This window comes from Sinorhizobium psoraleae, assembly GCF_013283645.1.
GTDB classification, from domain to species: domain Bacteria; phylum Pseudomonadota; class Alphaproteobacteria; order Rhizobiales; family Rhizobiaceae; genus Sinorhizobium; species Sinorhizobium psoraleae.
In genome coordinates this window covers 183,773-208,253 of sequence record NZ_JABEKV010000003.1, presented here as the reverse complement: position 1 = coordinate 208,253, position 24,481 = coordinate 183,773, and the positions used below count along the sequence as shown (strand labels likewise).

Annotated in this window: 23 protein-coding genes and 4 pseudogenes; 20 read left to right on the top strand and 7 right to left on the bottom strand. The window is 62.8% G+C overall.

Annotation, left to right across the window (positions count from 1 at the left end):
• The first annotated feature begins 7 nt into the window (after window positions 1-7).
• From ILFOPFJJ_RS16870 to ILFOPFJJ_RS16855, 5 genes are read left to right on the top strand one after another with little or no spacing between them, the layout of a single operon-like run.
• A complete protein-coding gene (locus ILFOPFJJ_RS16870) occupies window positions 8-823 on the top strand; it encodes a shikimate dehydrogenase family protein (protein ID WP_173511722.1) in 816 nt (271 codons plus the stop codon).
• A complete protein-coding gene (locus ILFOPFJJ_RS16865) occupies window positions 823-2,232 on the top strand; it encodes an FAD-binding oxidoreductase (RefSeq protein WP_173512475.1) in 1,410 nt (469 codons plus the stop codon). Before ILFOPFJJ_RS16870 ends, ILFOPFJJ_RS16865 begins: the two co-directional genes overlap by 1 nt.
• Window positions 2,229-3,839: a GMC family oxidoreductase gene (locus tag ILFOPFJJ_RS16860; RefSeq protein WP_173511721.1), complete on the top strand. Its 1,611-nt coding sequence runs from the start codon at window positions 2,229-2,231 to the stop codon at window positions 3,837-3,839. The genes ILFOPFJJ_RS16865 and ILFOPFJJ_RS16860 overlap by 4 nt, the downstream gene beginning before the upstream one ends.
• Window positions 3,840-3,896: 57 nt before the next feature.
• Window positions 3,897-4,031: a hypothetical protein gene (locus ILFOPFJJ_RS36005; RefSeq protein WP_282438669.1), complete on the top strand. Its 135-nt coding sequence runs from the start codon at window positions 3,897-3,899 to the stop codon at window positions 4,029-4,031.
• Window positions 4,032-4,061: 30 nt separating this feature from the next.
• The gene (locus ILFOPFJJ_RS16855; protein ID WP_173511720.1) at window positions 4,062-4,265 is read left to right on the top strand and encodes a hypothetical protein; all 204 of its coding nucleotides are present in this window, start codon (window positions 4,062-4,064) and stop codon (window positions 4,263-4,265) included.
• Between the two features lie 49 nt (window positions 4,266-4,314).
• On the opposite strand, the gene katG is transcribed toward ILFOPFJJ_RS16855, so the two are convergent.
• Window positions 4,315-6,489, bottom strand: a complete 2,175-nt coding sequence (gene katG, locus ILFOPFJJ_RS16850) for a catalase/peroxidase HPI (protein WP_173511719.1) — start codon at window positions 6,487-6,489, stop codon at window positions 4,315-4,317.
• 175 nt (window positions 6,490-6,664) lie between these two features.
• On the opposite strand from katG, the gene ILFOPFJJ_RS16845 reads away from it, so the two are divergent.
• A complete protein-coding gene (locus ILFOPFJJ_RS16845) occupies window positions 6,665-7,588 on the top strand; it encodes a LysR substrate-binding domain-containing protein (protein WP_173511718.1) in 924 nt (307 codons plus the stop codon).
• A gap of 173 nt (window positions 7,589-7,761) precedes the next feature.
• On the opposite strand, the gene ILFOPFJJ_RS16840 is transcribed toward ILFOPFJJ_RS16845, so the two are convergent.
• Window positions 7,762-8,433 (bottom strand): protein-L-isoaspartate(D-aspartate) O-methyltransferase, encoded by a 672-nt coding sequence (locus ILFOPFJJ_RS16840; protein ID WP_173511717.1) that lies wholly within the window; start codon window positions 8,431-8,433, stop codon window positions 7,762-7,764.
• A gap of 227 nt (window positions 8,434-8,660) precedes the next feature.
• Here ILFOPFJJ_RS16840 and ILFOPFJJ_RS35095 point away from each other — a divergent pair.
• The 4 genes and pseudogenes from ILFOPFJJ_RS35095 to ILFOPFJJ_RS36000 all read left to right on the top strand — a co-directional run.
• A pseudogene (locus tag ILFOPFJJ_RS35095) lies at window positions 8,661-8,765 on the top strand (4-carboxy-4-hydroxy-2-oxoadipate aldolase/oxaloacetate decarboxylase); the annotation flags it as partial.
• A 55-nt stretch (window positions 8,766-8,820) separates the two neighbouring features.
• Entirely contained in the window at window positions 8,821-9,588 is a 768-nt protein-coding gene (locus ILFOPFJJ_RS16835; RefSeq protein WP_173511716.1) for an SDR family oxidoreductase, read from the top strand.
• Window positions 9,557-9,715, top strand: a pseudogene (locus ILFOPFJJ_RS35090) (gluconokinase); the annotation flags it as partial. The gene ILFOPFJJ_RS16835 and the pseudogene ILFOPFJJ_RS35090, both read left to right, overlap by 32 nt.
• Before the next feature lie 84 nt (window positions 9,716-9,799).
• Window positions 9,800-9,934 (top strand): hypothetical protein, encoded by a 135-nt coding sequence (locus ILFOPFJJ_RS36000; protein WP_282438653.1) that lies wholly within the window; start codon window positions 9,800-9,802, stop codon window positions 9,932-9,934.
• A gap of 60 nt (window positions 9,935-9,994) precedes the next feature.
• On the opposite strand, the gene ILFOPFJJ_RS16830 is transcribed toward ILFOPFJJ_RS36000, so the two are convergent.
• The 3 genes from ILFOPFJJ_RS16830 to ILFOPFJJ_RS16820 all read right to left on the bottom strand — a co-directional run bounded on the left by ILFOPFJJ_RS16830 (window position 9,995) and on the right by ILFOPFJJ_RS16820 (window position 12,851).
• Window positions 9,995-10,810: an oxidoreductase gene (locus tag ILFOPFJJ_RS16830; protein ID WP_173511715.1), complete on the bottom strand. Its 816-nt coding sequence runs from the start codon at window positions 10,808-10,810 to the stop codon at window positions 9,995-9,997.
• A 69-nt stretch (window positions 10,811-10,879) separates the two neighbouring features.
• Window positions 10,880-12,184 (bottom strand): beta-ketoacyl-ACP synthase II, encoded by a 1,305-nt coding sequence (gene fabF, locus ILFOPFJJ_RS16825; RefSeq protein ID WP_173511714.1) that lies wholly within the window; start codon window positions 12,182-12,184, stop codon window positions 10,880-10,882.
• 79 nt (window positions 12,185-12,263) lie between these two features.
• Window positions 12,264-12,851 (bottom strand): TetR/AcrR family transcriptional regulator, encoded by a 588-nt coding sequence (locus tag ILFOPFJJ_RS16820; protein WP_173511713.1) that lies wholly within the window; start codon window positions 12,849-12,851, stop codon window positions 12,264-12,266.
• A 98-nt stretch (window positions 12,852-12,949) separates the two neighbouring features.
• Between ILFOPFJJ_RS16820 and ILFOPFJJ_RS16815 the strand changes: the two genes are divergently transcribed.
• The 3 genes from ILFOPFJJ_RS16815 (at window position 12,950) to ILFOPFJJ_RS16805 (ending at window position 17,962) form a co-directional block, all read left to right on the top strand.
• Window positions 12,950-14,059 carry an efflux RND transporter periplasmic adaptor subunit gene (locus ILFOPFJJ_RS16815; RefSeq protein WP_173511712.1) on the top strand — a complete coding sequence of 370 codons (1,110 nt, stop codon included), beginning with the start codon at window positions 12,950-12,952 and terminating at the stop codon, window positions 14,057-14,059.
• Window positions 14,059-17,169 carry an efflux RND transporter permease subunit gene (locus tag ILFOPFJJ_RS16810; RefSeq protein WP_173512474.1) on the top strand — a complete coding sequence of 1,037 codons (3,111 nt, stop codon included), beginning with the start codon at window positions 14,059-14,061 and terminating at the stop codon, window positions 17,167-17,169. Before ILFOPFJJ_RS16815 ends, ILFOPFJJ_RS16810 begins: the two co-directional genes overlap by 1 nt.
• Before the next feature lie 142 nt (window positions 17,170-17,311).
• Window positions 17,312-17,962, top strand: coding sequence for a TetR/AcrR family transcriptional regulator (locus ILFOPFJJ_RS16805; protein ID WP_173511711.1), 651 nt, complete (start codon window positions 17,312-17,314; stop codon window positions 17,960-17,962).
• A gap of 119 nt (window positions 17,963-18,081) precedes the next feature.
• Here the strand turns inward: ILFOPFJJ_RS16805 and ILFOPFJJ_RS16800 are convergent, their stop codons facing one another.
• Window positions 18,082-18,483 carry an Lrp/AsnC family transcriptional regulator gene (locus tag ILFOPFJJ_RS16800; RefSeq protein ID WP_173511710.1) on the bottom strand — a complete coding sequence of 134 codons (402 nt, stop codon included), beginning with the start codon at window positions 18,481-18,483 and terminating at the stop codon, window positions 18,082-18,084.
• Window positions 18,484-18,485: 2 nt separating this feature from the next.
• Here ILFOPFJJ_RS16800 and ILFOPFJJ_RS16795 point away from each other — a divergent pair.
• Window positions 18,486-19,171: pseudogene (locus ILFOPFJJ_RS16795) on the top strand (AzlC family ABC transporter permease).
• Window positions 19,168-19,457 (top strand): annotated as a pseudogene (locus tag ILFOPFJJ_RS16790) (branched-chain amino acid transport AzlD family protein). The pseudogenes ILFOPFJJ_RS16795 and ILFOPFJJ_RS16790 overlap by 4 nt, the downstream one beginning before the upstream one ends.
• A gap of 143 nt (window positions 19,458-19,600) precedes the next feature.
• Here the strand turns inward: ILFOPFJJ_RS16790 and ILFOPFJJ_RS35085 are convergent.
• Entirely contained in the window at window positions 19,601-19,792 is a 192-nt protein-coding gene (locus ILFOPFJJ_RS35085) for a hypothetical protein (protein ID WP_246299673.1), read from the bottom strand.
• A 609-nt stretch (window positions 19,793-20,401) separates the two neighbouring features.
• On the opposite strand from ILFOPFJJ_RS35085, the gene pcaD reads away from it, so the two are divergent.
• The 5 genes from pcaD (at window position 20,402) to ILFOPFJJ_RS16765 (ending at window position 24,147) form a co-directional block, all read left to right on the top strand.
• Complete coding sequence (gene pcaD, locus ILFOPFJJ_RS16785) at window positions 20,402-21,214, top strand: 3-oxoadipate enol-lactonase (RefSeq protein WP_173511709.1); 813 nt, start codon at window positions 20,402-20,404, stop codon at window positions 21,212-21,214.
• Window positions 21,207-21,611, top strand: coding sequence for a 4-carboxymuconolactone decarboxylase (pcaC, locus tag ILFOPFJJ_RS16780; RefSeq protein WP_173511708.1), 405 nt, complete (start codon window positions 21,207-21,209; stop codon window positions 21,609-21,611). Before pcaD ends, pcaC begins: the two co-directional genes overlap by 8 nt.
• 14 nt (window positions 21,612-21,625) lie before the next feature.
• Window positions 21,626-22,375 carry a protocatechuate 3,4-dioxygenase subunit beta gene (gene pcaH / locus ILFOPFJJ_RS16775; RefSeq protein WP_173511707.1) on the top strand — a complete coding sequence of 250 codons (750 nt, stop codon included), beginning with the start codon at window positions 21,626-21,628 and terminating at the stop codon, window positions 22,373-22,375.
• Window positions 22,376-22,386: 11 nt separating this feature from the next.
• Entirely contained in the window at window positions 22,387-23,001 is a 615-nt protein-coding gene (pcaG, locus tag ILFOPFJJ_RS16770; protein WP_173511706.1) for a protocatechuate 3,4-dioxygenase subunit alpha, read from the top strand.
• A gap of 90 nt (window positions 23,002-23,091) precedes the next feature.
• Entirely contained in the window at window positions 23,092-24,147 is a 1,056-nt protein-coding gene (locus tag ILFOPFJJ_RS16765) for a 3-carboxy-cis,cis-muconate cycloisomerase (protein ID WP_173511705.1), read from the top strand.
• Window positions 24,148-24,481 lie beyond the last annotated feature (334 nt).

Sequence of the window (24,481 nt, the reverse complement as noted above, 5' to 3'; positions counted from 1 at the left end):
GCATGGCATGACGGACGCACCCGCCCACCGGATCACGGGTAAGACCCGCATCTACGGTATTCTTGCCGATCCGATCCACCACGTGAAGACGCCGGAAGTCATGGCCGAGGTCTTTGCTCGTCACGGCGTGGACGCGGTGCTGATCCCCTTCCATGTCAAACCCGAAGGGCTGGCGACGCTGGTGTCCGGCCTGAAGACGATGGAGAATTTCGGCGGTTTCATTGCGACCGTGCCGCACAAGCCGGTCATGCTCGGGCTCTGCGACGGGGTGACCGGAGAGGCCCGCAACATCGGCGCCGTCAATTGCGTCCGGCGCGAGGCGGACGGCCGCATGGTGGGGACGATGCTCGACGGCATCGGCTTCGTCGTGGCGCTTCGGACGGTAACCGGCTTCGAGCCGGAGGGCAAACGCGCCTACGTGGCCGGTGCCGGGGGTGCAGCCTGCGCGATTGCCTTCGCGCTGGCCGATGCCGGTGTCAGCCACCTCACCATCGCCAATCGCACCATCGACAGGGCCGAGGCTCTGGTGGGGCGGCTGCGGCAGGCGCATCCCGGCCTCTCGCTCTCGACCGATGCCGCGTCAGTGGCCGACCACGATCTCGTCGTCAATGGCACATCGCTCGGCATGAAGGAGACCGACGCGCCGCCTCTCGATTTCTCCAGGCTCTCTGCCGGTCAGGTCGTCGCCGACGCGATCATGGACCCGGTGATGACGCCGCTTCTGAAGGCGGCGGAGGCGATCGGGTGCCGCATCCAGCGCGGCCTGCCGATGCTGCAATGCCAGATCGAACTCATGGCGAAGCACATGGGGGCGATCGCGTGATGGCCGGGCAGGACGCGCTCCTCGATCAACTGCGGACGATCTGCGGGCCCGCAGCCGTGCTGACGGCGCCGAGCGACATCGAGCCCTATGCCGTCGACTGGAAGCGGAGCTTCGTTGGGAGCCTGCTCTGTGTCGTGCGTCCGGGCAACACCGGCGAAGTGGCGAAGGTCGTCGCCGCCTGCCGCAAGCACGGCGCATCGATCGTGCCGCAGGGCGGCAACACGGGCCTTGCCGGTGGAGCGACGCCCGACGCCAGTTCGTCGCAGGTGCTGCTGTCGCTCAACCGCCTGACCAAGATCCGCAGCCTGGACCCGGTCGGCATGACCGTGGAGGTCGAGGCCGGCGCGATCCTGCAGTCCGTCAAGGAGGAGGCCGCGAAGCGGGAGCGGATGCTGCCCGTCAGCCTCGCGGCCGAGGGATCGGCCACGATCGGCGGCATCGTCTCCACCAATGCCGGCGGCGTCAACGTGCTGCGCTACGGGATGACGCGCGCGCTGGTGCTCGGGCTCGAGGTCGTGCTTGCCGACGGTTCGATCGTCGACGGCCTCCGGCACCTGCGCAAGGATAATGCGGGCTACGACTGGAAGCAGCTCTTCATCGGCGCCGAAGGAACGCTCGGCATCGTCACGGCGGCCGTCCTGCGGCTCGTGCCGGCGCCGCGCCACAGCGTCACTGCGCTGCTCTCCGTAGCCGACGTGGAAACGGCGATCGCGCTCTACGCGAAGGCCCAGAGCGAGATCGGCGATGCGCTTTCCGCCTTCGAGCTCATCTCGGGGGAATCGATTGCGCTCGTCGAGAGGCACGCCGGCCTGAAAAGTCCGATTGCCGCCGGCGAGTGGTTTCTGCTGATTGAAGCAGCGTCTAGCCTGACCGGGCTCGAGATTGCGATGGAAGCGCTGTTTGCCGCCGCCTTCGAGGAAGAGCTTGCCCTTGACGGTGTCGTGGCCGCGAGCCGTCAGCAGGCGCAATCGCTGTGGGCGCTGCGTGAACACGTGACGGAGGCAGAGGCGCGGGAGGGCCGCGGCCTGAAGCACGACATCTCGGTGCCGCTCACCGCCATGCCTGCTTACCTCGCGGACGCACGTGCCGCGGTGGCTGCCGTCTCGGGCGCGGCACGGCTCAACGTCTTCGGGCATCTCGGCGACGGCAATCTTCATTACAACGTGCTGCTGGGACCCGAGGACGATCCGGCTGCGGTCAATCGCGCGGTTCATGATGCAGTCGTTCGCCACCGCGGTTCGATCTCGGCCGAACATGGGCTCGGCCAATATCGCGTGGGCGAGTGGCAGCGCACGAAGGCGGTCGCTGAACAGGCGCTTGCCCGTGCTATCAAGCAGGCGATCGATCCCGCTGGTCTCTTCAATCCCGGAAAGGTGCTGCCCGCGCCGGCCAAAGGAGGTGCGGCGTGAAGGCTGCGGCGGAAACCTTCGACTACATCATCGTCGGCGGCGGCAACGCCGGCTGCGTACTCGCCAACCGCCTGACGGAATCCGGCCGCCACAGCGTGCTTCTCCTCGAAGCCGGCGGCGTCGGTCGTAGCCCGTGGATCGGGATCCCCGCCGGCTTCTCCAAGCTGCTGGTCGATCCGACCTACAATTGGCGCTTCAAGTCCGAACCGGAAGAGGCGACGAAGAACCGCGTCATCGCCGTGCCGCGCGGCAAGGGCCTCGGCGGCTCGACGCTGATCAACGGCATGATCTACGTGCGCGGCCAGCCCCGGGATTATGACGGCTGGGCCCAGGCAGGCTGCCGCGGCTGGAGTTTCGACGATGTCCTGCCCGTCTTCCGGCGCATCGAAGATTATGACGGCCCCGCAAACGATCTGCGGGCGCATGGAGGTCTCTTGCCGCTCAGCACCGTCGCACTCCGCCCGGAAATCGGCGAGGCCTTCATCAGGGCTGCCGAAAAGGCCGGTTACGCGCGCAATCCCGACTACAACGGCGAGAGCCAGGATGGCTTCGGCTACTATCAGGTGAACCAGCGCGGCGGCCGCCGCGTCAGTGCCGCCGAAGCCTATCTGAAGCCGGCAATGAAGCGCCAGAACCTCAGCGTCCGGACCGGGGCGCATGTCCTTTCCGTCGATCTCGATGGAAAGCGGGCAACCGGGGTCACCGCGCGTATCGGCGATGCCAAGCTCCGTTTCAAGGCGAGGGCGGAGGTCATTCTGGCGGCGGGTGCGGCGCAGACGCCGCAATTGCTGGAACTTTCCGGCATCGGCAACCCGGCAATTCTGCAGAACCTTGGCCTCGCGGTGGCTCATGCTCTCCCGGGGGTCGGGGAAAACTACATCGACCACTTCTGCACCCGCATGAACTGGCGGGTGAAACGGCCGGTCACACTGAACGAGCAGACGCGCGGGGTGAAGCTGGCAATGGCCGTTGCGCAGTATGCCGCCACCCGTCGCGGCATACTCACGCTTGGTACCGGCCTCGTTCACGGTTTCGTGCGGACCCGCGAAGGGCTGGAAGGCCCGGATGTTCAGTACTTCTTCATGCATGCAAGCTATGCGAACGCCGCCGAGCGGGTGCTGGACCGCAAGCCCGGCATGACCATCGGGGTGACGCAGCTGCGGCCGCAGTCGCGCGGAACCATCCATGCTGTTTCGCCGGACCCGCTTGCGGCCCCCTCGATCCGGCCCAATTTCCTCGCGGAGGAAGAGGACCGCCGCGTCATGGTGGAAGGCATGAAGATTGCCCGCCATATCGTCGAACAGGCGCCGATGGATGCCTTCCGCGATATGGAAACAAGCCCCGGGCCTGATTGCCGCACGGATGCGGATTGGCTGGATTTCGCCCGTTCCAATGGCCAGACGATTTACCACATCTGCGGCACATGCCGGATGGGAACGGACGAGAAAGCCGTGGCGGACCCGACGCTGAAGCTGCGCGGCATTGAAGGCCTACGCATCGCCGACGCCTCGATCATGCCGAAGATGGTATCCGGAAACACCCAGGCGGCCGTCTTCATGATTGCGGAAAAGGCGGCGGACATGATCCTGGCTGACGCTGCAAAATAGGTCGGCGTCGACGGCATCACGGTCAACTGCGTCGCCGTTGCGGGGCATCACCGTACGGTGAGTCACGACGTCTCGGGCGATCTCGCAGGGCAGGCGGTGGCAGAGTTCCTGACAGAGCGGCACGGCACCAAGGACTTTTTCATCCTCAACACCGATTACATTTCCGGAACAAGGCACGGCCAGCGCCGTTGAGGTTATAGTTCAAAAAGGAGGGTGTACATCATGGCCAAAGAGGGTCGACGTCCTGATCGCAAGGAAGGTGAACGCCGGGACAGCAAGAAACCCGGCACCATAGTGGCCGGTCCGGACGCCCATGCGCGGGAACGTGCCGGGAAGGCACCATCGAAGCGCGGCGGCAGGCAGATGGACGACCCTGCGGGTGATCCGGCGAATCGTTCCGAACGGTCTCGCGCGGAAAACAAGTGACCCACCCCCGGGAAAACCCAGGGATGGGGCATGCGATTCCGAGGGAGCCTTATTCGGACAGATCGAAACGATCGGCGTTCATGACCTTCGTCCAGGCGGCGACGAAGTCCTTGACGAACTTCTCCTTGTTGTCGTCCTGGGCATAGACTTCGGCATAGGCCCGCAGGATGGAGTTCGAGCCGAAGACGAGGTCCACGCGCGTGGCGGTAAATCTGGTCGTTCCGGCCTTGCGGTCGCGAATCTCGTAGAGATTGTTACCGGTCGGCACCCAGGAATAGGCCATGTCGGTCAGCGTCACGAAGAAGTCCGTCGTCAATGCGCCGGCGCGATCCGTGAAGACGCCGTGCGCCGTTCCACCATGGTTCGTGCCGATCACCCGCATGCCACCGACCAGCGCCGTCATTTCCGGCGCAGTGAGGCCCATGAGCTGGGCGCGGTCGAGCAGCAATTCCTCCGGGCTGACCACATAGTCTTTCTTCAGCCAGTTGCGGAAGCCGTCAGCGAGCGGTTCCAGCGGCGCAAAGCTTGCCGCATCGGTCTCATCGGCAGTCGCATCGCCACGACCCGGGGCGAAGGGCACCTCGATATCAAAGCCAGCAGCCTTCGCTGCCTGCTCCACACCGTAATTGCCTGCCAGCACGATCACGTCGGCGAGGCTGGCGCCGGACTCTGCGGCGATCGGCTCGAGCGCCGAGATAACACGGGCCAGACGCGCCGGTTCATTGCCTTCCCAGTTCTTCTGGGGAGCCAAGCGGATGCGCGCACCGTTTGCACCGCCACGGAAATCCGAACCACGGTAGGTGCGGGCGCTATCCCACGCGGTCGTGACCAGGTCCGAAACCGAAAGACCGGAGGCCGCGATCTTTGCCTTGACGGCGTTGACGTCGTAGTCCTTGCGTCCGGCGGGAACCGGATCCTGCCAGATGAGGTCTTCGGTGGGCGCGTCGGGACCGAGATAGCGGGTCTTCGGACCCATGTCGCGGTGTGTGAGCTTGAACCAGGCGCGGGCGAAAGCGTCCGAGAATGCTTCGAAATCGTTCATGAAGCGCAGGGAGATCTCGCGGTAGATCGGGTCCACCTTCAGCGCCATGTCCGCGTCAGTCATCATCGGGTTGTGGCGGATCGAAGGATCTTCCACGTCAACCGGCCTGTCCTGTTCGGCAATCGAGACCGGCTCCCATTGGGTCGCGCCGGCCGGGCTCTTCACCAGGTGCCAATCGTGTTCGAACAGCATCTTGAAGAAGCCATTGTCCCACTTGGTCGGTTCGGTGGTCCAAGCGCCTTCGAGGCCCGAAACAACCGTGTCGCGGCCGATGCCGCGGCCCTTCGTATTCATCCAGCCCAGGCCCTGGAGTTCCGGGCCTGCAGCCTCCGGATCGGGGCTGAGATCGAGCGGGTTGCCGTTACCGTGGGTCTTGCCGATCGTATGGCCGCCAGCAGTGAGCGCCACGGTTTCTTCGTCGTTCATACCCATACGAGCAAAAGTCTCGCGCATTTGCGCGGCGGTTGCCAGCGGATCCGACTTCCCGTTGACGCCTTCGGGATTGACGTAGATGAGACCCATCTGTACGGCGGCAAGCGGGTTGTCGAGCGTCTCAGGCCTGGAGACATCGCCGTAGCGGCCGTCGCTCGGCGCGAGCCACTCCTTCTCGTCACCCCAGTAGGTATCCTTTTCCGGATGCCAGATGTCCTCGCGGCCAAAGGCGAAGCCGAACGTCTTGAGACCAGCAACCTCATAGGCGATCGTGCCGGCGAGCGCGATCAGGTCGGCCCAGGAAATCTTGTTGCCGTACTTCTTCTTGATCGGCCAAAGCAGTCGGCGGCCCTTGTCGGTGTTGACGTTATCGGGCCAGGAATTGAGCGGTGCGAAACGCTGGTTGCCGGTGTTGGCGCCGCCGCGGCCGTCAGAGGTGCGGTAGGACCCCGCCGCATGCCAAGTGACACGAGCCATCATGCCGACATAGCTGCCCCAATCCGCCGGCCACCAATCCTGGCTGTCCGTCATAAGCGCACGCAGGTCGGCCTTCAGGGCTTCCACGTCCAGCTTCTTGAGCTCTTCCCGATAGTCGAACTCCTTGCCCAGCGGATCGGTCTTGGTGTCGTGTTGGTGCAGAATGTCGAGGTTCAGCGCGTTGGGCCACCATTCCATGACAGATTTGCCAAGGGCAGTGTTACCGCCGTGCATGACCGGACATTTGCCGGCCGGTTTCGTCTTTGCGTCCATATTTGCTCTCCGATGGGGTTGCCTAGACAGAAAGGAGCGACTGAAAGTGGCCCATGGAGCGCCCGCTTTCGAAGGCGGCCATAACCATCAAGACCCACTAGCAGTACCGATGCAGTAGCCAAGCCTGACGATAAATTCCAATTGTATATTCTAAAGGCTCCCATATGCTGAGGTTATGATTGGGTTGTCCATGAAACACCTGCGCTATTTCGACGCCCTCGCGAGATTGGGCCACTTCGGACGGGCGGCTGAGGCATGCGCAATTTCCCAGCCGGCGTTGTCCGTGCAGATAAGGGAATTGGAAGACTTGATCGGTGCTCCCTTGGTGGAAAGAGGGGGCCGGAAAATTCGTCTCACAGGCCTTGGCGAGGAGTTCGCAGGAAGGGTTCGCTCGATCCTGCGCTCAGTTGACGAACTACAGGACCTGGCGCGCGCGGCGCATGGTCCGCTCGCCGGTCGCCTTCGAATCGGCGTTATTCCTACTGTCGCGCCCTATCTTCTTCCCGATATCATAAAGACGCTCACCCAGCGCTACCCCGGTCTGGAACCCAGGCCGCGCGAGGCAATCACTCAGAAGCTGATCGAAAACCTCTTGGAAGCCCGGCTCGACGCGGCGATCGTCGCACTGCCGGTTTCCGAACCTGCGCTGGAAGAGGTCCCGCTCTTCGATGAGGAATTCGTGTTGGTGCGTCCACTGGAAGATGCGGGCAAACCGGTGCCCAGTTCCGACAAACTTCACGAGATGAAGCTGCTGCTGCTTGAGGAGGGCCACTGCTTCAGAGACCAGGCCCTTTCCTTCTGCAATGTCTCGGCCTTGCCTACACGCGAGTTGATGGAGGGGAGCTCTCTTTCCACACTTGTCCAGATGGTGGGTGCCGGCATCGGCGTCACTCTCGTTCCGCAGATGGCGGTTTATACGGAGACGCTATCCGCCAGGGTGTGCATGTCTCGCTTGGCCAAGCCGCGTCCTTCTCGGACCATAGGAATGGTGTGGCGGAAGACGAATCCCCTGTCTTCACAGTTCACCCGGATCGCCGAGATCGTTCGCGAAGTCGGGTTGCAAAAACAAGGTCAAATGCAGGATCTACTGCGCAGTTGAGTTGCCGAGCAGGGACCGGAGAGAGCGATGTCTCAGGTGGCGTCAGCTTAGATCGCCAAGAGCACTTTTGTTGCTTGGGCCGTTATTGGGGTCACCCTGCTTGCTGTTTATGCAAGCGTAAACTCAACAGCTTCGTGAATTTGACGGAGCTAAGCGCGCCGAACGCACGCGCACTAGACCGCCTCAAGCTGGCTGAATCGAACCGGGATGAGTTCGCGGGCCTCGAGTTGTCCTGCCGAATCCTTGTCTATGACAGTCAGCAACTGTTCTTCCGAGCCCACAGGAAGAACCAGACGGCCCATCGGCTTGAGCTGCTCAAGCAAAGCCGGCGGCGGCTCCTCAGCCGCTGCCGTGACCAGGATCTTGTCGAATGGCGCGCGCTCAGGCCAGCCGCGGGACCCGTCGCCGATACGAATGCCCACATTTGACATGCCGAGGCGCTGCAGGAGAGCCTCGGCATGGCTTGCGAACTCCTCGATGATTTCGACGCTCCAAATTTGGCCGGCGAGTTCGGCGAGGATTGCGGCTTGGTAGCCAAGCCCGGTGCCGACCTCGAGCACGGACTCATGCGGTTGGGGTGCAAGGAGATCAGTCATCAGAGCGACGATGAAGGGCTGCGACAGGGTTTTATCGAAGCCGATCGGCAGCGGCATGTCCTCGTAGGCAAAAGGTGCAACCGCGGCAGGTACGAAGAGATGCCGCGGCACCTGCCGCATCGCTGCCAACACCCGCTCATCGAGCGCCGACTTGCCGAGTTCTTCGCTTGCAAGGTCAGTTTGGATTTCGATGACCTCGACCATATGCCTGCGCAGAACCGCGAGGTGCTTTTCGGTCATTGGCTTCATGAGCGCGGGCTCTCCTCCGCCAGTTTGCCGCCAGCGGCCTTTCAACATTAAACGGCCACGGATAGACGATAGCAAGATCAAAAGCTGAACGATGGCCTCAACGAGCCGGCGCCTCAACATCTAAGAGGGCGGGAGCCGACCGTCCACGCGAATCATCTGGCGACCGCTCTGCGCCACTTGCTGAACTTACCGCTGCATCATCATGCCGATGGAGCCCATCCCGGGTCCGAGGAGAGGCCGGCTATATCGAAGCCCATAAACAGGCTAAGTCGGTGATCGACGTCAGCAAGCTGGAATCGGTTTTGAAGGCCAAAGGGCTGATCATAGACATCCGAGCCGGGCTTGCTGCCGTGTGGTGTTTCCATTCTATCCTCGCAAGGAGGTTTCATGACCTTCCCTCTATTTGATCTTTCCGGTTCCCGCGCGTTGGTGACGGGATCGTCCCAGGGCATTGGCTATGCGCTCGCGCGCGGTCTGGCCGAGCACGGTGCGGCCATCATTCTGAACGGCCGCGACCGCGACAAGCTTGAGAATGCAGCCCAATCGCTGCGAAGCGCCGGGCACGAGGTGTCCGTTTCCGACTTCGACGTCACCGACCATGCTGCCGTTGGGCGGGGGGTGAATGCCATCGAGAAGGATATCGGACCGATCGATATCCTGATCAACAATGCCGGCATGCAGTTCCGCACCCCGCTCGAAGACTTTCCTGTCGATCGCTGGGAACAGTTGCTCAAGACCAATATCTCCAGCGTCTTTTATGTCGGCCAGGCGGTTGCTCGCCACATGATCGGGCGAGGGCGCGGTAAGATCATCAACATCGCCTCGGTGCAGAGTGAACTCGCCCGTCCCGGCATCGCGCCCTATACGGCGACCAAGGGGGCGGTGAAAAACCTGACGCGCGGCATGTGTACGGATTGGGCGCGATACGGCCTTCAGATCAATGCGATCGCTCCCGGCTATTTCAAGACACCGCTCAATCAGGCGCTGGTCGACAGCACCGAGTTCTCGTCCTGGCTGGAGAACCGCACGCCGGCCGGCCGCTGGGGCAATGTCGAGGAACTGGTCGGCGCGGCGGTCTTCCTGGCAGCCGGGGCTTCCTCCTTCGTCAACGGACACACGCTCTATGTCGACGGCGGCATCACGACCAGCCTCTAAGGCGGCGAGCGCCCTCGGCCCGATCGTGATGATGGACGTATCCGGCTGCGGCAAAAGCTCGGTCGGGGAGCGGCTCGCCGGTTATCTCGATTACCCGTTCGTGGAACGCGATAGCCTGCATCCTGCGACCAAGTCGACAAGATGCGGAGGACATTCCTGCATCGAGTCCGTCTCACAGAAGGCAGCCGTCGCGTTGAAATAAGGGGCGAGCATGGAGGCGGTCACGAAGATGAGCGAGGCGACAAAGCTTCCGAACAACGTCCCGGAGCTTAAGGTCAAGTTCGCCTCCAGGGCTCTTAGACTTCCAGAACCGCTTGAGCAGGTCGCTCGGCTGGCCCACGTCTGATAAGACGCGCGGCGCTGTCGTTCGACTGTCTTGCCTCGCGCGGAACGAACATTATCGACATCAGACCGGCAGACCGGTCTGTTTCCGCAAGCTCTTGTCGAAAGCGGATTCGGGGACGAAACGGCGCAGCAAGCGAACTTGGCCGGCCAGTTTGCCCGCGGTGTAACGTCTTCTCGGCGCCTTGGCCGTAGCCGCTTTGACAACCGTCTCTGCCACAATCTCGGGGTCGTCGCCTTTTTCGACGCTCTCGCGCATCTGGACTTCCATGTCTGCGCGCACCGCATCGTAGACAGCAAGCGAACGATCGGGCCTGGTTATGTTTTCCTCGAAGGCGGTGCGGGTATAGCCGGGCTCGACGAGCGCCACCCGAATTCCGAATGTGCGCAGTTCGTGATCGAGCGATTCGGAATAGCCTTCGACGGCATGTTTGGTCGATGCATAGAGAGCATTGTAGGGCGACGGGATCAGCCCCAGAATGGAACTCATGTTGATGATCCTGCCCTTCCCTTGACTCCGCATTGTTGGCAACACCGCGTTGGTGACGCGAAGAACGCCGAAGACGTTCACGTCGAACAGTGCCTGAGCCTGGGCAGTTGAGGACTCCTCCGCTCCGCCGAGCAGTCCAATGCCGGCATTGTTGACGAGCAGGTCGATACGCCCTGTCTCGGCTAGCACCTCCTCGATCAGTTTCGCCACGGATGCGTCATCGGTCACGTCACAGCTCAACATGGTGACGCCGTCGGATCCTTCGGCCGCCGCACGGCGGCTGGTTCCGAAGACCCGAAAGCCCGCGCGCTGAAGGGCTCTGGCCGTTGCGCGCCCGATGCCGGTCGATGCGCCAGTCACCAGGGCGACGCCAAGATTGGCTTTGTTCATGGAAACCACTTCCTTCTTTGTGCTGATTTCGGTTGCAAATGACGTAAGCGCTCTCGTTCATGCTGCCCGCTAAGCTTCAGCCACGGGCATTCCGGCACCGGCCAATTTGTCCGTCCAACGTCGGAACACGGCGCTGGCGTTGACACCTCCGAAGCCGAAACCGTTGGAGATCGCGTAGTCCATCTCCGCGGGCCGGGCCTGATTTGCGACGAAGTCAATCCCGTCGCCGGCCGGATCAGGAGCGCTCAAATTGAGCGTTGGCGGGGCCACCTGATCCCTGAGCGCCAGGATCGTGAAGATGGCTTCGAGCCCGCCGGCAGCTCCGAGCAGGTGTCCGGTCGCGGACTTCGTTCCGCTGACAGCTATGCTGGATTCTGCGCCGAAGACCCTCTTGATCGCCGCTATTTCCCCGAGGTCGCCGACCGGCGTGGAGGTCGCGTGCGCATTGAGGTGGCGGATCTCTCGCGGCGAAATTCCGGCCTGGGCAATCGCGATCTCCATGGCCCGGCGCGCACCATCGCCGTCCTCGGGACCGGAAGTGACGTGGTGAGCGTCCGCAGTCGTGCCGTAGCCGACGAGCTCGGCTAGGGGTTTTGCACCGCGCGCAAGCGCGTGGCTCAATGCCTCGATGACCAGGATGCCGGCGCCTTCGCCCATGACGAAGCCGTCACGCAACATGTCGAAGGGACGCGAGGCCTGATAAGGTATGTCATTGAACCCCGTCGAAAGAGAGCGTGCCGCGGCAAAACCGCCGAGGCTGACAATATTCATGCATGCTTCCGTTCCGCCGCACACCGCAATGTCGGCTTCATTGGCGCGGATAAGACGAGCCGCATCGCCGATCGCCTGAATGCCGGCCGCGCACGCCGTCACCGGCGCGCCGAGCGGACCTTTGAAGCCGTAGCGGATGGAGATTTGTCCAGCTGCCAGGTTCACCAGGAATGACGGCACCGTGAAGGGTGAAAGCCGTCGGGCACCGCGCTGATCGACCGTTCGCACCGCTTCAGTTATGGCGGGGAACCCGCCGATGCCCGACGCGATGATCGTGGCGGTGCGGGCACGGTCGTCTTCGGAGGCCGGCTTCCATTCCGCCTGAGCAAGCGCCTCTTCCGCCGCCGCCAACGCGAAGAGAATAAACCGGTCGACCTTGCGCTGATCCTTTGGAGCAAAGACGGTATTCGGATCGAAGCCAGCTTCGGGGTCTTCTTCCAGGGAGGGAACCGTCCCGCCGATCTTCGCCGGCAGGTCACCGACGACGCCGTCCGGAAGCCGCCGGATTCCCGAACGACCAGACAAGAGCCGAGACCAGGACGTCGCCACATTGGCTCCGAGCGGACTGACTGCTCCCATGCCTGTGATAACGATACGGCGCATGTGCTCTCCAGTTGTCATTTTGTTGGATCCGTCTGCGCGGCTACAGGGATAACGGCGCTACGGAGTGGCGGGGATGGCGTCATGCTTCCCCGGCGGAGACCGAAATCCGCCGAACTTCGTCGGCAGCTACGTTGAGAAACCGCTCCGACATCTCTTGATCATTCAGGATGCGAGAGATCGTCACGGCGCCCACCATGAGCGACAGCATCGCCATGGCTTTGCCAGAGGTTTCTGGACCTCCCGTCGCCGGCATCAATTTCGCGAGGATTTGAAGATGCGCTTGAATTCCGTCCTGGAATGAGGCTCGCACCTCCTCGCTTTGACGCGCCGCGTCAGCGCCGAGCGCCACCAATGGGCAACCGTCGCTCATCTCTTCGCGATGTCCCGTCGACAGGTAGAGCTCAATAACGGCCTCAAGGGGATCAGGGCTGGCGGCAGCGACGTCCGACCATCGGCGCGTTGCGTGCTCCATCGCCCGCCTCGATGCCTGCGCCGCAAGATCGTCCTTGGATTCGAACTGCTTGTAGAATCCGCCCTGGGTCAGGCCGGCTCCCTTCATCAGATCCTTGAGCCCGATGCCATCAAAGCCGCGCTCTCGAAAAAGCCGGCTCGCCGCATTGATGACCGCTTCGCGATTTGCCTCCGCCTGTGCGCGGCTAACTCTCATGATCGACCTCCAATTAGATTTCACTTGACATCTATACCACGGATAGATTTAGATCGCAATCTAATAGAGGCAGCGCCCGTCAACAAGGGTCATCTGAAATGAAGCGCAAATTTCTTCTCACATCGATCGGCCTTGCGGCTGCAGCCGGGGGCGCGGCGTTTGCGTTCGTTTTCGAAACGCCAGCGCGGGACACGGAGGCCACAGATCCCCGCGTCGCGTCGCCACTTGTAAGGGTGGTGCAGGCGGCGAGATCAGAAAGCGCCGAGCGGGCCTTTACAGGTATCATCGCCGCGCGGGTCGAGAGCAATCTCGGTTTTCGCGTGCCGGGCAAGATCACTCAGCGCCTTGTGGACGTCGGTGAACAGGTGAAAGCGGGCCAGGAGCTGCTGCGGATCGATGAAACCGATCTGCAACTTGCGCTCACGGCCAGGCGCAACGCCGTCGCTGCAGCGCGCGCTGTTCTGGTTCAGGTGCGTGCCGACGAGAAGCGCTACGCTGTTCTGGTGAAGAATGGACTGGCGGCAACGCCGCAGCGATACGAGCAGGCGAAGGCAGCGCTTGATACCGCCACGGCACAGCTTGCCGCCGCGGAAGCGGAAGCGAAGGTCGCAGAGAACGAGGCGACCTACTCTGTCCTGCTGGCGGGCGCCGATGGAACGGTAACCGAAACGCTTGCCGAGCCGGGGCAGGTTGTCGCCGCCGGTCAGCCGGTGGTTAGACTTGCCCATGCCGGCCCCCGTGAGGCGGTGGTCGCCCTTCCCGAGACGCTTCGGCCGGCAATCGGCTCGGCAGCCGAGGCCGCCCTGTACGGCCGCGATGGCCGACTCTCCACGGCACGTCTGCGGCAGTTGTCGGACTCCGCCGATGTCCAGACCCGTACATACGAAGCTCGCTATGTGCTTGACGGCGAGGCTGCGGCGGCACCTCTTGGCGCTACGGTCACTATCCGGATTGCTAGCCAGGCGACGCAACCGGAAATCACGGTGCCGCTGGGAGCCGTGCTCGACGACGGCGAGAGGACTGGCGTTTGGGTGGTCGATAGCGCCACTTCGACCGTACACTTCCGGCCGGTCAAACTTGTTGGCGTGACCAGCGAAACCGCCATGATCTCCGGATTGAACTCTGGCGATCCGATCGTTTCGCTCGGCGCTCATCTCCTGCAGGAAGGCGCTCGCGTCAGAACTGCGCCCGAGGGGGACAACAGATGATGAACCTCAATCTTTCCGCGATCGCCGTTCGCGAACGGGCCGTCACCCTGTTCTTCATCCTCCTGCTGGTGGCCGCCGGCGCCTACGCCTTCCTCATGCTCGGACGGGCGGAGGATCCGAACTTCACCATCAAGACGATGACGGTCACGACTGCATGGCCGGGCGCTACGGCGCGCGAGATGCAGGATCTCGTCGCCGAACCGTTGGAGAAGCGGCTTCAGGAGCTGACCTGGTACGACCGGGTGGAGACGACCACGCGGCCAGGCTATGCCTATATGACGGTCACGTTGAAGGACAGCACGCCGCCATCAGCCGTACAGGAGGAGTTCTACCAAGCGCGCAAGAAGCTCGGGGATGAAGCCCGCAACCTGCCGTCCGGCGTCTTTGGCCCCTTCGTCAACGACGAATATTCGGACGTGAGCTTTGCCCTTTATGCGCTAAAGGCCAAGGGCATGCCGATGCGTGAGCTGGCGAGGCAGGCCGAGGTGATCCGGCAGGACCTCCTGCACGTGCCCGGCGTCAAGAAGATCAACATCCTCGGTGAACGTCCCGAACAGATCTTCATCGAGTTTTCCTATGCCAAACTGGCAACCCTCGGCGTCTCGGCACAGGATCTCGTTGCCGCCCTGCAGCGGCAGAACACCGTTACGCCGGCAGGCTCGATCGACACAAAGGGGCCACAGGTCTTCATCCGGGTCGACGGCGCTTATGACAGTGTCCAGGCGATCGCCGACACACCGATCGCCGCTGCGGGGCGGACGCTCAAGCTCTCTGACATCGCCGAGGTCCACCGCGGCTACCAGGATCCTCCCACCTACCTGATCCGGCGCCAAGGTGAGCCGACCATCATGCTCGCGGCTGTCATGCAGGAGGGCTGGGACGGTCTCGCGCTCGGCAAGGCGCTCGAGGACAGGACTGCAGCGATCGCATCGGCACTGCCGCTCGGCATGACGCTCGACAAGGTGACCGACCAGGCCGTAAATATCACCTCGGCGGTCGACGAGTTCATGATGAAGTTCGCGATGGCGCTCGGCGTGGTGCTGGTGGTGAGCCTGCTCAGTCTTGGCTGGCGCGTCGGCATCGTCGTGGCGGCCGCCGTTCCGCTGACGCTTGCGGTCGTCTTCCTCATCATGCTGGAAACGGGCCGGTTCTTCGACCGCATCACGCTCGGCGCCCTCATCCTGGCGCTCGGCCTTCTCGTAGACGACGCCATCATCGCCATCGAGGTGATGGTGGTGAAGATGGAAGAGGGCATGGACCGCATCAAGGCGGCGGCCTATGCGTGGAGCCACACTGCGGCGCCGATGCTGTCGGGAACACTCGTGACGGTCGCCGGCTTCCTGCCGGTGGGTTTTGCGCGCTCGACGGCGGGCGAGTACGCCGGCAACATCTTTTGGGTGGTGGGGTTCGCCCTCATCGTCTCCTGGATCGTTGCGGTGGTCTTTACGCCCTATCTCGGCGTCAAGATGCTGCCCGCGATCAAACCGATCGAGGGCGGTCACCACGCGATTTACAACACGCCGAACTATCGGCGTCTACGACGGCTCATCACCTTTGCCGTGCGCCACAAATTTCTAACCTGCGCTGTCGTCGGCATCGCCTTCGCGCTTTCCGTGGGCGGCATGGGAGCGGTCAAGCAGCAGTTCTTCCCGACATCCGACCGCCCGGAGGTGCTGGTGGAGGTTCGCCTGCCGCAAGGCACCAGCATCGAAACGACGACCGCGACAGTCGAGAAGCTCGAGCATTGGCTCGACGAGCAGCCCGAGGCCAAGATCGTCACGAGCTATGTCGGTCAGGGCGCTCCCCGCTTCTTCTTCGCGATGGCGCCGGAATTGCCCGATCCCGCCTTTGCCAAAATCGTCGTGCTGACCCCGGACGCAGAGGCGCGCGAGGCCTTGAAGCAACGGCTCCGTGACGCGATCTCCCAGGGGCTTGCCCCTGAGGCTTATGTGCGCGTCACGCAGCTTGTGTTCGGGCCGTACACGCCGTTCCCGGTCGAGTTTCGGGTCATGGGACCTGATCCGACCCAATTGTACAGCATTTCCGAGAGGGCCCTCGACATCATGCGCGGCGTCCCGGACGTGCGACAGGCCAACCGCGATTGGGGCAATCGCACACCTGTTCTCCGCTTCATTCCGGATCAGGAGCGACTGAACCTCATCGGCCTCTCGCCGGCAGAGGCGGCTCAGCAACTGCAGTTCCTCCTCACTGGCATCCCCGTTACGCAGGTCCGCGAGGACATCCGCAATGTCCCCGTCGTGGCACGCAGCGCCGGCGGCGAGCGACTGGATCCGACACGTCTGGCGGATTTCTCCTTGATGAGCCGCGACGGCCGCCCGATTCCGCTCGACCAGATCGGTCGTTCGGAAATCCGTCTGGAAGAACCGATCCTGAAGCGCCGCGATCGCACGCCCGTCATCACGATCCGCTCGGACATTAATGAGGCGACCCAGCCTCCGGAGGTCTCCAAGCAGATCATGACGGCCCTTCAGCCGCTGATCGCGTCGCTTCCGGCCGGCTATCGCATCGAACTGGGTGGATCGATCGAGGAGGCTGCCAAGGCCAACACCGCGCTGGGCAAGGTCTTTCCGGCGATGATCGCCGCGATGCTGATCGTCATCATGCTGCAGGTGCGATCCTTCTCGACGATGGCCATGGTCATGCTGACGGCACCGCTTGGTCTTGTTGGGGTCGTGCCGATGTTGCTCTCCTTCAATCAGCCCTTCGGGTTCAACGCCATTCTGGGCCTCATAGGACTGGCGGGCATCCTGATGCGCAATACGCTGATCCTGACCGAACAGATCAAGGAAAACCGTGCTGCCGGCCTCGATGACTATCACGCCGTAATCGAGGCCACGGTGCAACGCACGAGGCCTGTGATCCTCACCGCACTTGCCGCCGTGCTGGCCTTCATCCCGCTCACGCACTCCGTCTTCTGGGGGTCGATGGCCTATACGCTGATCGGCGGCACGGCGGTCGGCACGGTGCTGATCCTGCTCTTCCTCCCGGCGCTTTACGCGGCGTGGTTCCGCATCAAGCCGACTGCAGATGAGCTCCATGAGGAGCCGATAGAGGAACCGGAATTGCGAATAGCAATGGCTGCCGAGTAGGACCTTTGTCGGGGGAGACGGTTCAGGTTCTCTCGCGCTGGCCTTGGCAACACGAGGCCGGGTGAGCCACGCCATCTTACCGCTTGCAGATGATCGTCCGGGACGGGCCCGGCCGATCCGTTCATTCAATCTGGAGGCGTTCATGGATTATCCGGTCCGACCGGGGACTGACACCGAGAGGATGCGCGCGCGCATCCTGGACGTGGCGGAGGAACACTTCCGCCGCATCGGCCATTACAAGACATCGGTGGCCCACATCGCCTCCGAACTCGGCATGAGCCGAGCGAACATCTACCGCTTCTTCTCTTCTAAGGATGCGATCAGTGAATCCGTCTGCGGTCGGATTGTGAACGATGCCGCCGACGTGGCCCTTACGATCGCACGCACGAGCGCGTCGCCATTGGAAAAACTCAACCAGATCCTGACTGCCGTTCACCACCACACCAAGATGCAGTTGACTGAGGCAAAGCGCATCCATGACCTGATTACCGCCGCCGTGCGGGAAAACTGGGCTGCCATCAAGGCGCATGACGAGCGGATGATCGCGATCTTTGAGGCGATCATCCGCGAGGGCATGGAGGCGGGCGCGTTCGAGGTCGAAGATGCCGCGGAAGCGGCGCGGGCCGTCAACACGGCCTTTATACCGTTCGTCCATCCGAGTCTGATAGAGCACTGCGTTCAACACGGCGAAGACACCGAAGTCGCCCTGCGCGAGCAGATTCGCTTTGTCCTGAAAGCCCTCGGCAAGTCTGACAATGCGGGCTGCCTTGTTCAGGCCTGTGATTCCGGATGAGGCCGACCGCCATTTCCAGCCCAGGTGCACCATAAGCCCGCAATAGGTGGGGAGCGGAAGAGAGCCAGCGGACATTCGGAGCCTTGACATGCTAACGCCTACGATCCGTCTGAACACAATCAGACCGGGACTTCCCACGAGTGCTTGATCTTCTGCATAGGGATTTCTGTCTTGATGTTCCTGACGCCCCTGATACGGCCAAGGTGCTCAATCTGGAAGCGCCGATATCCCTCGAGGTCGGGAGCGATAACTCGCAGCAGGAAGTCGCTGTCTCCCGCCATAAGATGGCACTCCACGATCTGGGCCAGCTTTCTGACCGCCTCTACAAACACGTTTACAGTCTCCTCATCCTGACCGGTGAGCCAGACACGCACGAAGAGGGTCAAACCCATCCCCACCTTTGCAGGGTCGAGGAGCGCCACATAACGGTCGATGACGCCAGCTTCCTCGAGCAGCCGGACGCGCCGCAGGCATGGCGATGGCGACAGGCCGACGCGCTCCGCCAGGTCGACGTTCTTCATCAATGGCGTGGCGGACCGGCGAAGTCTGGCGCGGCTTACGGGGTGTGCTGCCCGTCGCGCTCGGCTTCGTTCCTTTCGCGCTGGTGCTAGGCTCGCAAGCCTCGCAGAAGGGCTTCAACGCCGTCGAGGTGCCTCTGCTGACTGGCCTGAATTTCGGCGGCGGCTCGGAATTCGCCGCCGTCGAGCTGTGGAGTTCACCGCCGCACGTGCTGCTGATCGTGGCACCTTCCTGGTCAACAGCCGTCATCTGCTGATGGGAGCGGCCTTTGCGCCGTTTATCCGACACTTGCCGAAGAGGAAGGCCCTGGCGGCCCTCTTCCACATGTGCGACGAGAGCTGGGCGATGGGACTTGCCGACGCCCGGAAATCCGGTGCGCGCCTGTCGCTCGGCTACTATCTGGCGATCGCGCTTGGCCTCTATACATGCTGGATCGTCTTCACCACGGTCGGCGCGCTCGTCGGGCCGGTTCTCGGCGACGTGACGCGCTATGGTTTCGATATGGCGTTCCCGGCCGTTTTTCTGGTGATGCTTTCGGGAATGTGGAAGGGACCGTCCGCGGCCCTTCCATGGCTCGTCAGCCTTGTCGCGGCGGCGACCACCTATCTGGTCGTGCCGGGAGCCTGGTATGTGCCGGCGGGCGCGGTGTCTGGCGTCCTTGCCGCCTATGTTCTTGCGAGACCGTCATGATCGATCCCATGAACCTAACGACCATTCTGCTGATGGCTTTGGTCACTTACCTGACACGCATCGGCGGCTACGTGTTTCTGCGCAACCGTACGCTCAGCCCGAAGCTCTCGACGGTGCTGGAGCGCGCGCCTGGCTGCGTCCTGATCACGATCATCGCCCTGACTTCGTGACTGGTCATCCGGCCGACCTGATGGCGCTCGGAGTCACCACGGCGGCGGCGACACGGCTGTCCATCCTGCCGACTGTCCTCATCGCGATTGCATCGGCCGGCCTTCTGGGAGCATGATCGCGTGACGATCCGGCAAGAGCCGCAATTGGCAGGCTCTCCGCTGACCCTGCCATGGGCCCGTCCTGGCTTTTTCGGTGCACAGCTTCATTTGCGACCGAGCCCGCATCATCGATGAACGCAGGATCCCGTCGCCCCAGCCCTCAATATCTCCACCTGGGAGCGCGCTTCGCATTGTGCAGCAGCTCGCTAGATGTGGCGAACCCGCCGAATAGCCGCGTCAAGCGCCGTTCTTCCTCCTGGCACAAGTGCTGCCGTCGGCAGAACTCGCGGACAGACCACACTTTCGTGGCGGTTTGCTTGGAAAGTTTTTCGGCTTCTACGCGTTCAACCATCGTGCTCCTCCCAAAGCGATGGGTGTCAGACTATGCTACTAAAGTCTAATGGAGCAAGCTTTTAATTAAGGCGCTTCTAATTGGTTGGCGCTGCCTCCCCTCAGCGACGGGCAATCACTCGCGGATGCAACCAGACCGATGAGCGCGATCCCACCCGAGACTGTCGAAGGAAAAAGGCGCTTGGAGGGCGGTGGCGTCTGAGCGGCCCAGGGTCAACGCCGGGGTTCCCTCCCATCGGAAACTGGAGGTGAAATTCGCTGTTTCCATGGGCGGGAGTGGTCTTGTCGGATAAGCGGTGTCCGGAGACTCGGCAATGAACAGCCTTGACAACCGCAGCCATCCAACGAGCAGTTCATTCGAGGATCTGCGGCTGTCGGCAAAGTGGCAAAGCGGGTCGCACTTTCTCAGTGCGTTCATCAGCTTTTTCGTAGCGTGCTTTTAGTGGCGCTTCCGTACCCGGACTCTGGGTCCGGTGCTATGGTTAAGCGCGCCCTTCATTGATGCGAGCATCGACCATGAAACCCATAACCCATTAGTTATTGGAAGCCGGTGAAATATCATTTTACTTAACCAGATCAAAGATCCAATTTGGCGACGAGGAGATCTGCCGTGCAATTCGCCCGTATCAACGACCTCACGATTCATTATCAGGTGATTGGCGCGACGGGAGAAAAGCCCGTCCTCGTCTTCATCAATTCGCTCGGCACGGATTTCCGGATCTGGCGCGATGTCGTCGTCCGGCTTGCCGGTGAATTCGCGATCGTTCTCTACGACAAGCGGGGCCATGGCCTTTCCGATGTCGGCCAGGTTCCCTATTCGATCGAGGATCATGCGACCGACCTTGCCGCCTTGCTCGACCTGCTCGCGGTCCGCCAGGCAATCGTCTGCGGGCTCTCCGTCGGCGGGCTGATCGCGCAGTCGCTCTATCAGCGCCGTCCCGATCTGGTGCGTGCGCTCGTGCTTTCGGACACCGCGCACAAGATCGGTACGGCCGACATCTGGGACGCGCGCATCGCCGCGATCGAGGCCCACGGGATCGAGGCGATTGCCGATTCTGTACTGGAGCGCTGGTTCACGCCGGCCTTCCGGCGGCCGGAGAATGTAGCGCTCATCGGCTATCGCAACATGCTGGTCCGGCAGCCGGTGGCGGGCTACGTCGGAACCTGTGCCGCAATCCGCGACGCAGATTACACGGAGGCGGCCAAGAAGATTGCCGTTCCCGTGCTTTGCGTGGTCGGGGAAGAGGACGGTTCGACGCCGCCGGATCTGGTGCTCTCGACGGCGCAGCTCATCCCAGGTGCGCGCTACGAGGTGATCCGCGACGCCGGTCATATCCCCTGCGTCGAACAGCCTGAGATATTGACCGCGCTACTGCGGCCATTCTTCGAACTCGTCATGCATGGAGACAGGAAAGATGAGTGACGCCTCCGCGCCCTCCGAGCGCTATCGACAAGGCATGGCGACACGGCGCGCCGTTCTCGGCGACAAGCACGTCGACCGCGCGCAATCGGCCGCAACCGATTTCGATCGACCCTTCCAGGATCTGATCACCGAAGCCGCATGGGGCCATGTCTGGTCGCGCCCGACCTTCACGAAACGGGAGCGGTCGATCGTCACCATCGCGCTTCTAGCCGCGCTCGGCCAGGACGAGGAAGTGGCGATGCATGTCCGCGCGACGGCCAATACGGGCGCGAGCCGCGAGGATATCTGCGAGGCGCTGCTGCATGTGGCAATCTATGCGGGCGTGCCGGCGGCGAACCACGCGATCAAGATCGCCAAGCAGGTCTTGGCTGAAATGGATGCCGGCAAGGCGGTCTGAGAGGAGCAATGACGATGTCGGACAGGCAGAACCGCAAGCCCGAAACGGGCGCCCTTTTCCAGCGCGACCGCGACTGGCATGCGCCGGCCTTTACGCCCGGTTACAAGACCTCCGTGCTGCGCTCGCCGCAAAAGGCGCTGCTTTCGCTCGACGGCACGATCTCGGAGATCACCGGTCCGGTCTTCGGCCATTCGATGCTGGGCGAACTCGACAACGACCTGATCCACAACTTCGCCAAGCCCGGCGAAAGCGCGATCGGCGAACGCATCATCGTGCACGGCCGGGTGCTCGACGAGCGCGGTCGTCCCGTGCCGGGTGCGCTGCTCGAGTTCTGGCAGGCGAATGCCGGCGGGCGCTATCGCCACAAGAAGGAAAGCTATCTCGCCGCGCTGGACCCGAACTTCGGTGGCTGCGGGCGGACGATCACCGATGACGAGGGTTGTTATTTCTTCCGGACGATCCGGCCGGGCGCCTATCCCTGGCCCAACGGCGTCAACGACTGGCGGCCGGCGCATATCCATTTCTCGATCTTCGGGCACGGATTCGCCCAGCGGCTGATCACGCAAATGTATTTCGAGGGCGACCCGATGATCTGGAAATGTCCGATCGTCAACACGATCCCGGACCGCCGGGCGATCGAGCAACTGATCGCGCCGCTCGATTGGGCGAACACGATCCCGATGGACGCGCGAGCCTACAAGTTCGACATCGTGCTGCGCGGGCGCCGGTCGACGTTTTTCGAAAACCGGCCGGAAGGCAATTGAGGGGGCAACCGATGGTTCAGGAACTTGGCTATCTCAAGGAAACCGCCTCGCAGACCGCCGGGCCTTACGTCCATATCGGCCTGACGCCGAACTTCTGCGGCATTGCGGGCGTCTACGAAGCCGACCTCGGCGCTTCGATGATCAACGAGAAGACGCTCGGACAGCGCATCACCGTCAACGGCCGGGTGATCGACGGCGCGGGAATGCCGCTCAGGGACGCGCTGATCGAGATCTGGCAGGCGGATGCCGGCGGCCTCTACAGCTCTCCCTCGGAGATGCGCGGCGCCGCCGATCCTAATTTTACCGGGTGGGGCCGGTGCCCCACGGGCGCCGAGGACGGCGTCTTTACTTTCGAGACCGTCAAGCCGGGCCGCGTGCCATTCAAGGACGGCCGCCTGATGGCGCCGCACATCACCTTCTGGATCGTCGCGCGCGGCATCAATATCGGCCTTCATACGCGGATGTATTTCCCGGACGAGGCGGCGGCCAATGCCGAGGATCCGCTGCTTGCCCGCATCGAACATCGCCATCGCGCCGAAACGCTTGTCGCGGCGGGCGCGGCGCCTAGTTATACATTCGACATTCATCTCCAGGGCGAGAAGGAAACCGTCTTCCTGGATATATGATCATCGTGCGGCGGCCTTGACCGCGTTTGCTTCGTGCCTTTGACGTCGCTGCTCCCGCGCCGCGGAAGCACGAGATCCTGGAGATGTGGAATGACCTACTCGGCCTTTGATCATCCCTATCTTTCCGGTCTTCTCGGTGACGAGGTCGTCGCGGCGGAATTTTCCGCTGCGGCCGATATCCGCGCCATGCTCGCCTTCGAAGCGGCGCTTGCCCGGGCCGAAGCGGAGCACGGGATCATTCCGCGTTCTGCAGCCGATCGGATCACCGAAGCCTGTCGCGCCTTTTCCCCGGACGTCGTGGCGTTGCGCCGTGCGACGGCGGCAGACGGCGTCGTCGTTCCGGAACTCGTCCGGCAATTGCGCCTAGCGGTTGGCGGTGACGCCGCGAGCCATGTGCATTTCGGGGCCACCAGCCAGGATGTCATCGACACCAGCCTGATGCTGCGATTGAAAGCGATCACCGAACTCTTCAGCGGCCGGCTCCGCGATGTCGTCGCGGCGCTCGATGAATGCGACCGGCAGTGGGGCTTTCGTCCCTTGATGGGGCGCACGCGCATGCAGGCGGCGATCCCGGTTACGGTTTCGGACCGCCTGCGCTCCTGGATCGAGCCGCTCCTCGACCACCAGGACCGCCTCGAGGCCATGGACCGCGACCTGTTCGCCGTGCAGTTCGGTGGCGCCGCGGGCACGCTCGAAAAGCTCGAGGACAAGGCGGAGGCCGTTCGCGAGACTCTCGCCGAGGAGCTTGCGCTGGTCGATTGTCCGCAATGGCACAGCCAGCGTTCGGCGGTCGCGGATTTCGCCAATCTGCTATCATTGATCACCGGCACCCTCGGCAAGTTCGGCCAGGACGTCGCGCTGATGGCGCAAACCGGCGAGGAGATCGTGCTCTCCGGCGGCGGCGGCTCCTCCGCCATGCCGCACAAGCAGAACCCGGTTGCGGCCGAAGTGCTTGTCACCTTGGCACGGTTCAATGCAACCCAGCTCGCGGGCGTGCATCAGGCTCTCATCCACGAGCAGGAACGCTCCGGTTCCGCCTGGACGCTCGAATGGTTGATCCTCCCGCAAATGGCCGGCGCGACGGCGGCCGCCACACGGCTTGCGGCGGAACTTGCGGGCAACATCAGGCGATTAGGGGGCGCGTGACCCACCCGCCGGTGCTCCAGGCCTCTGGCGATTGCCGCCGCTGGGGCCGCGTCGCAGTACACCAACTGAGATTTGCTCAGCTCCATTCCAGCGGTTCTCAAGCTCCTGCTTGCGTCAGCGCAAAGAGCATCGGGACGCGCCGGCCTAACACGGTCGAAGGAGAAATTGGGAGCCGCCAATGGTTACGACCGCTCGCGACCGCCGCCTGGAGTGGGAATACACAACGCGTATTGCCGAACTCCTCTGCAACCCCCGAGGTCCGGGCTCGGACGACGTCTACCTGCTTGAACTGATGGAATTTCGGCGCAATCACCCGAGTGGTCAGGAGCCAAAC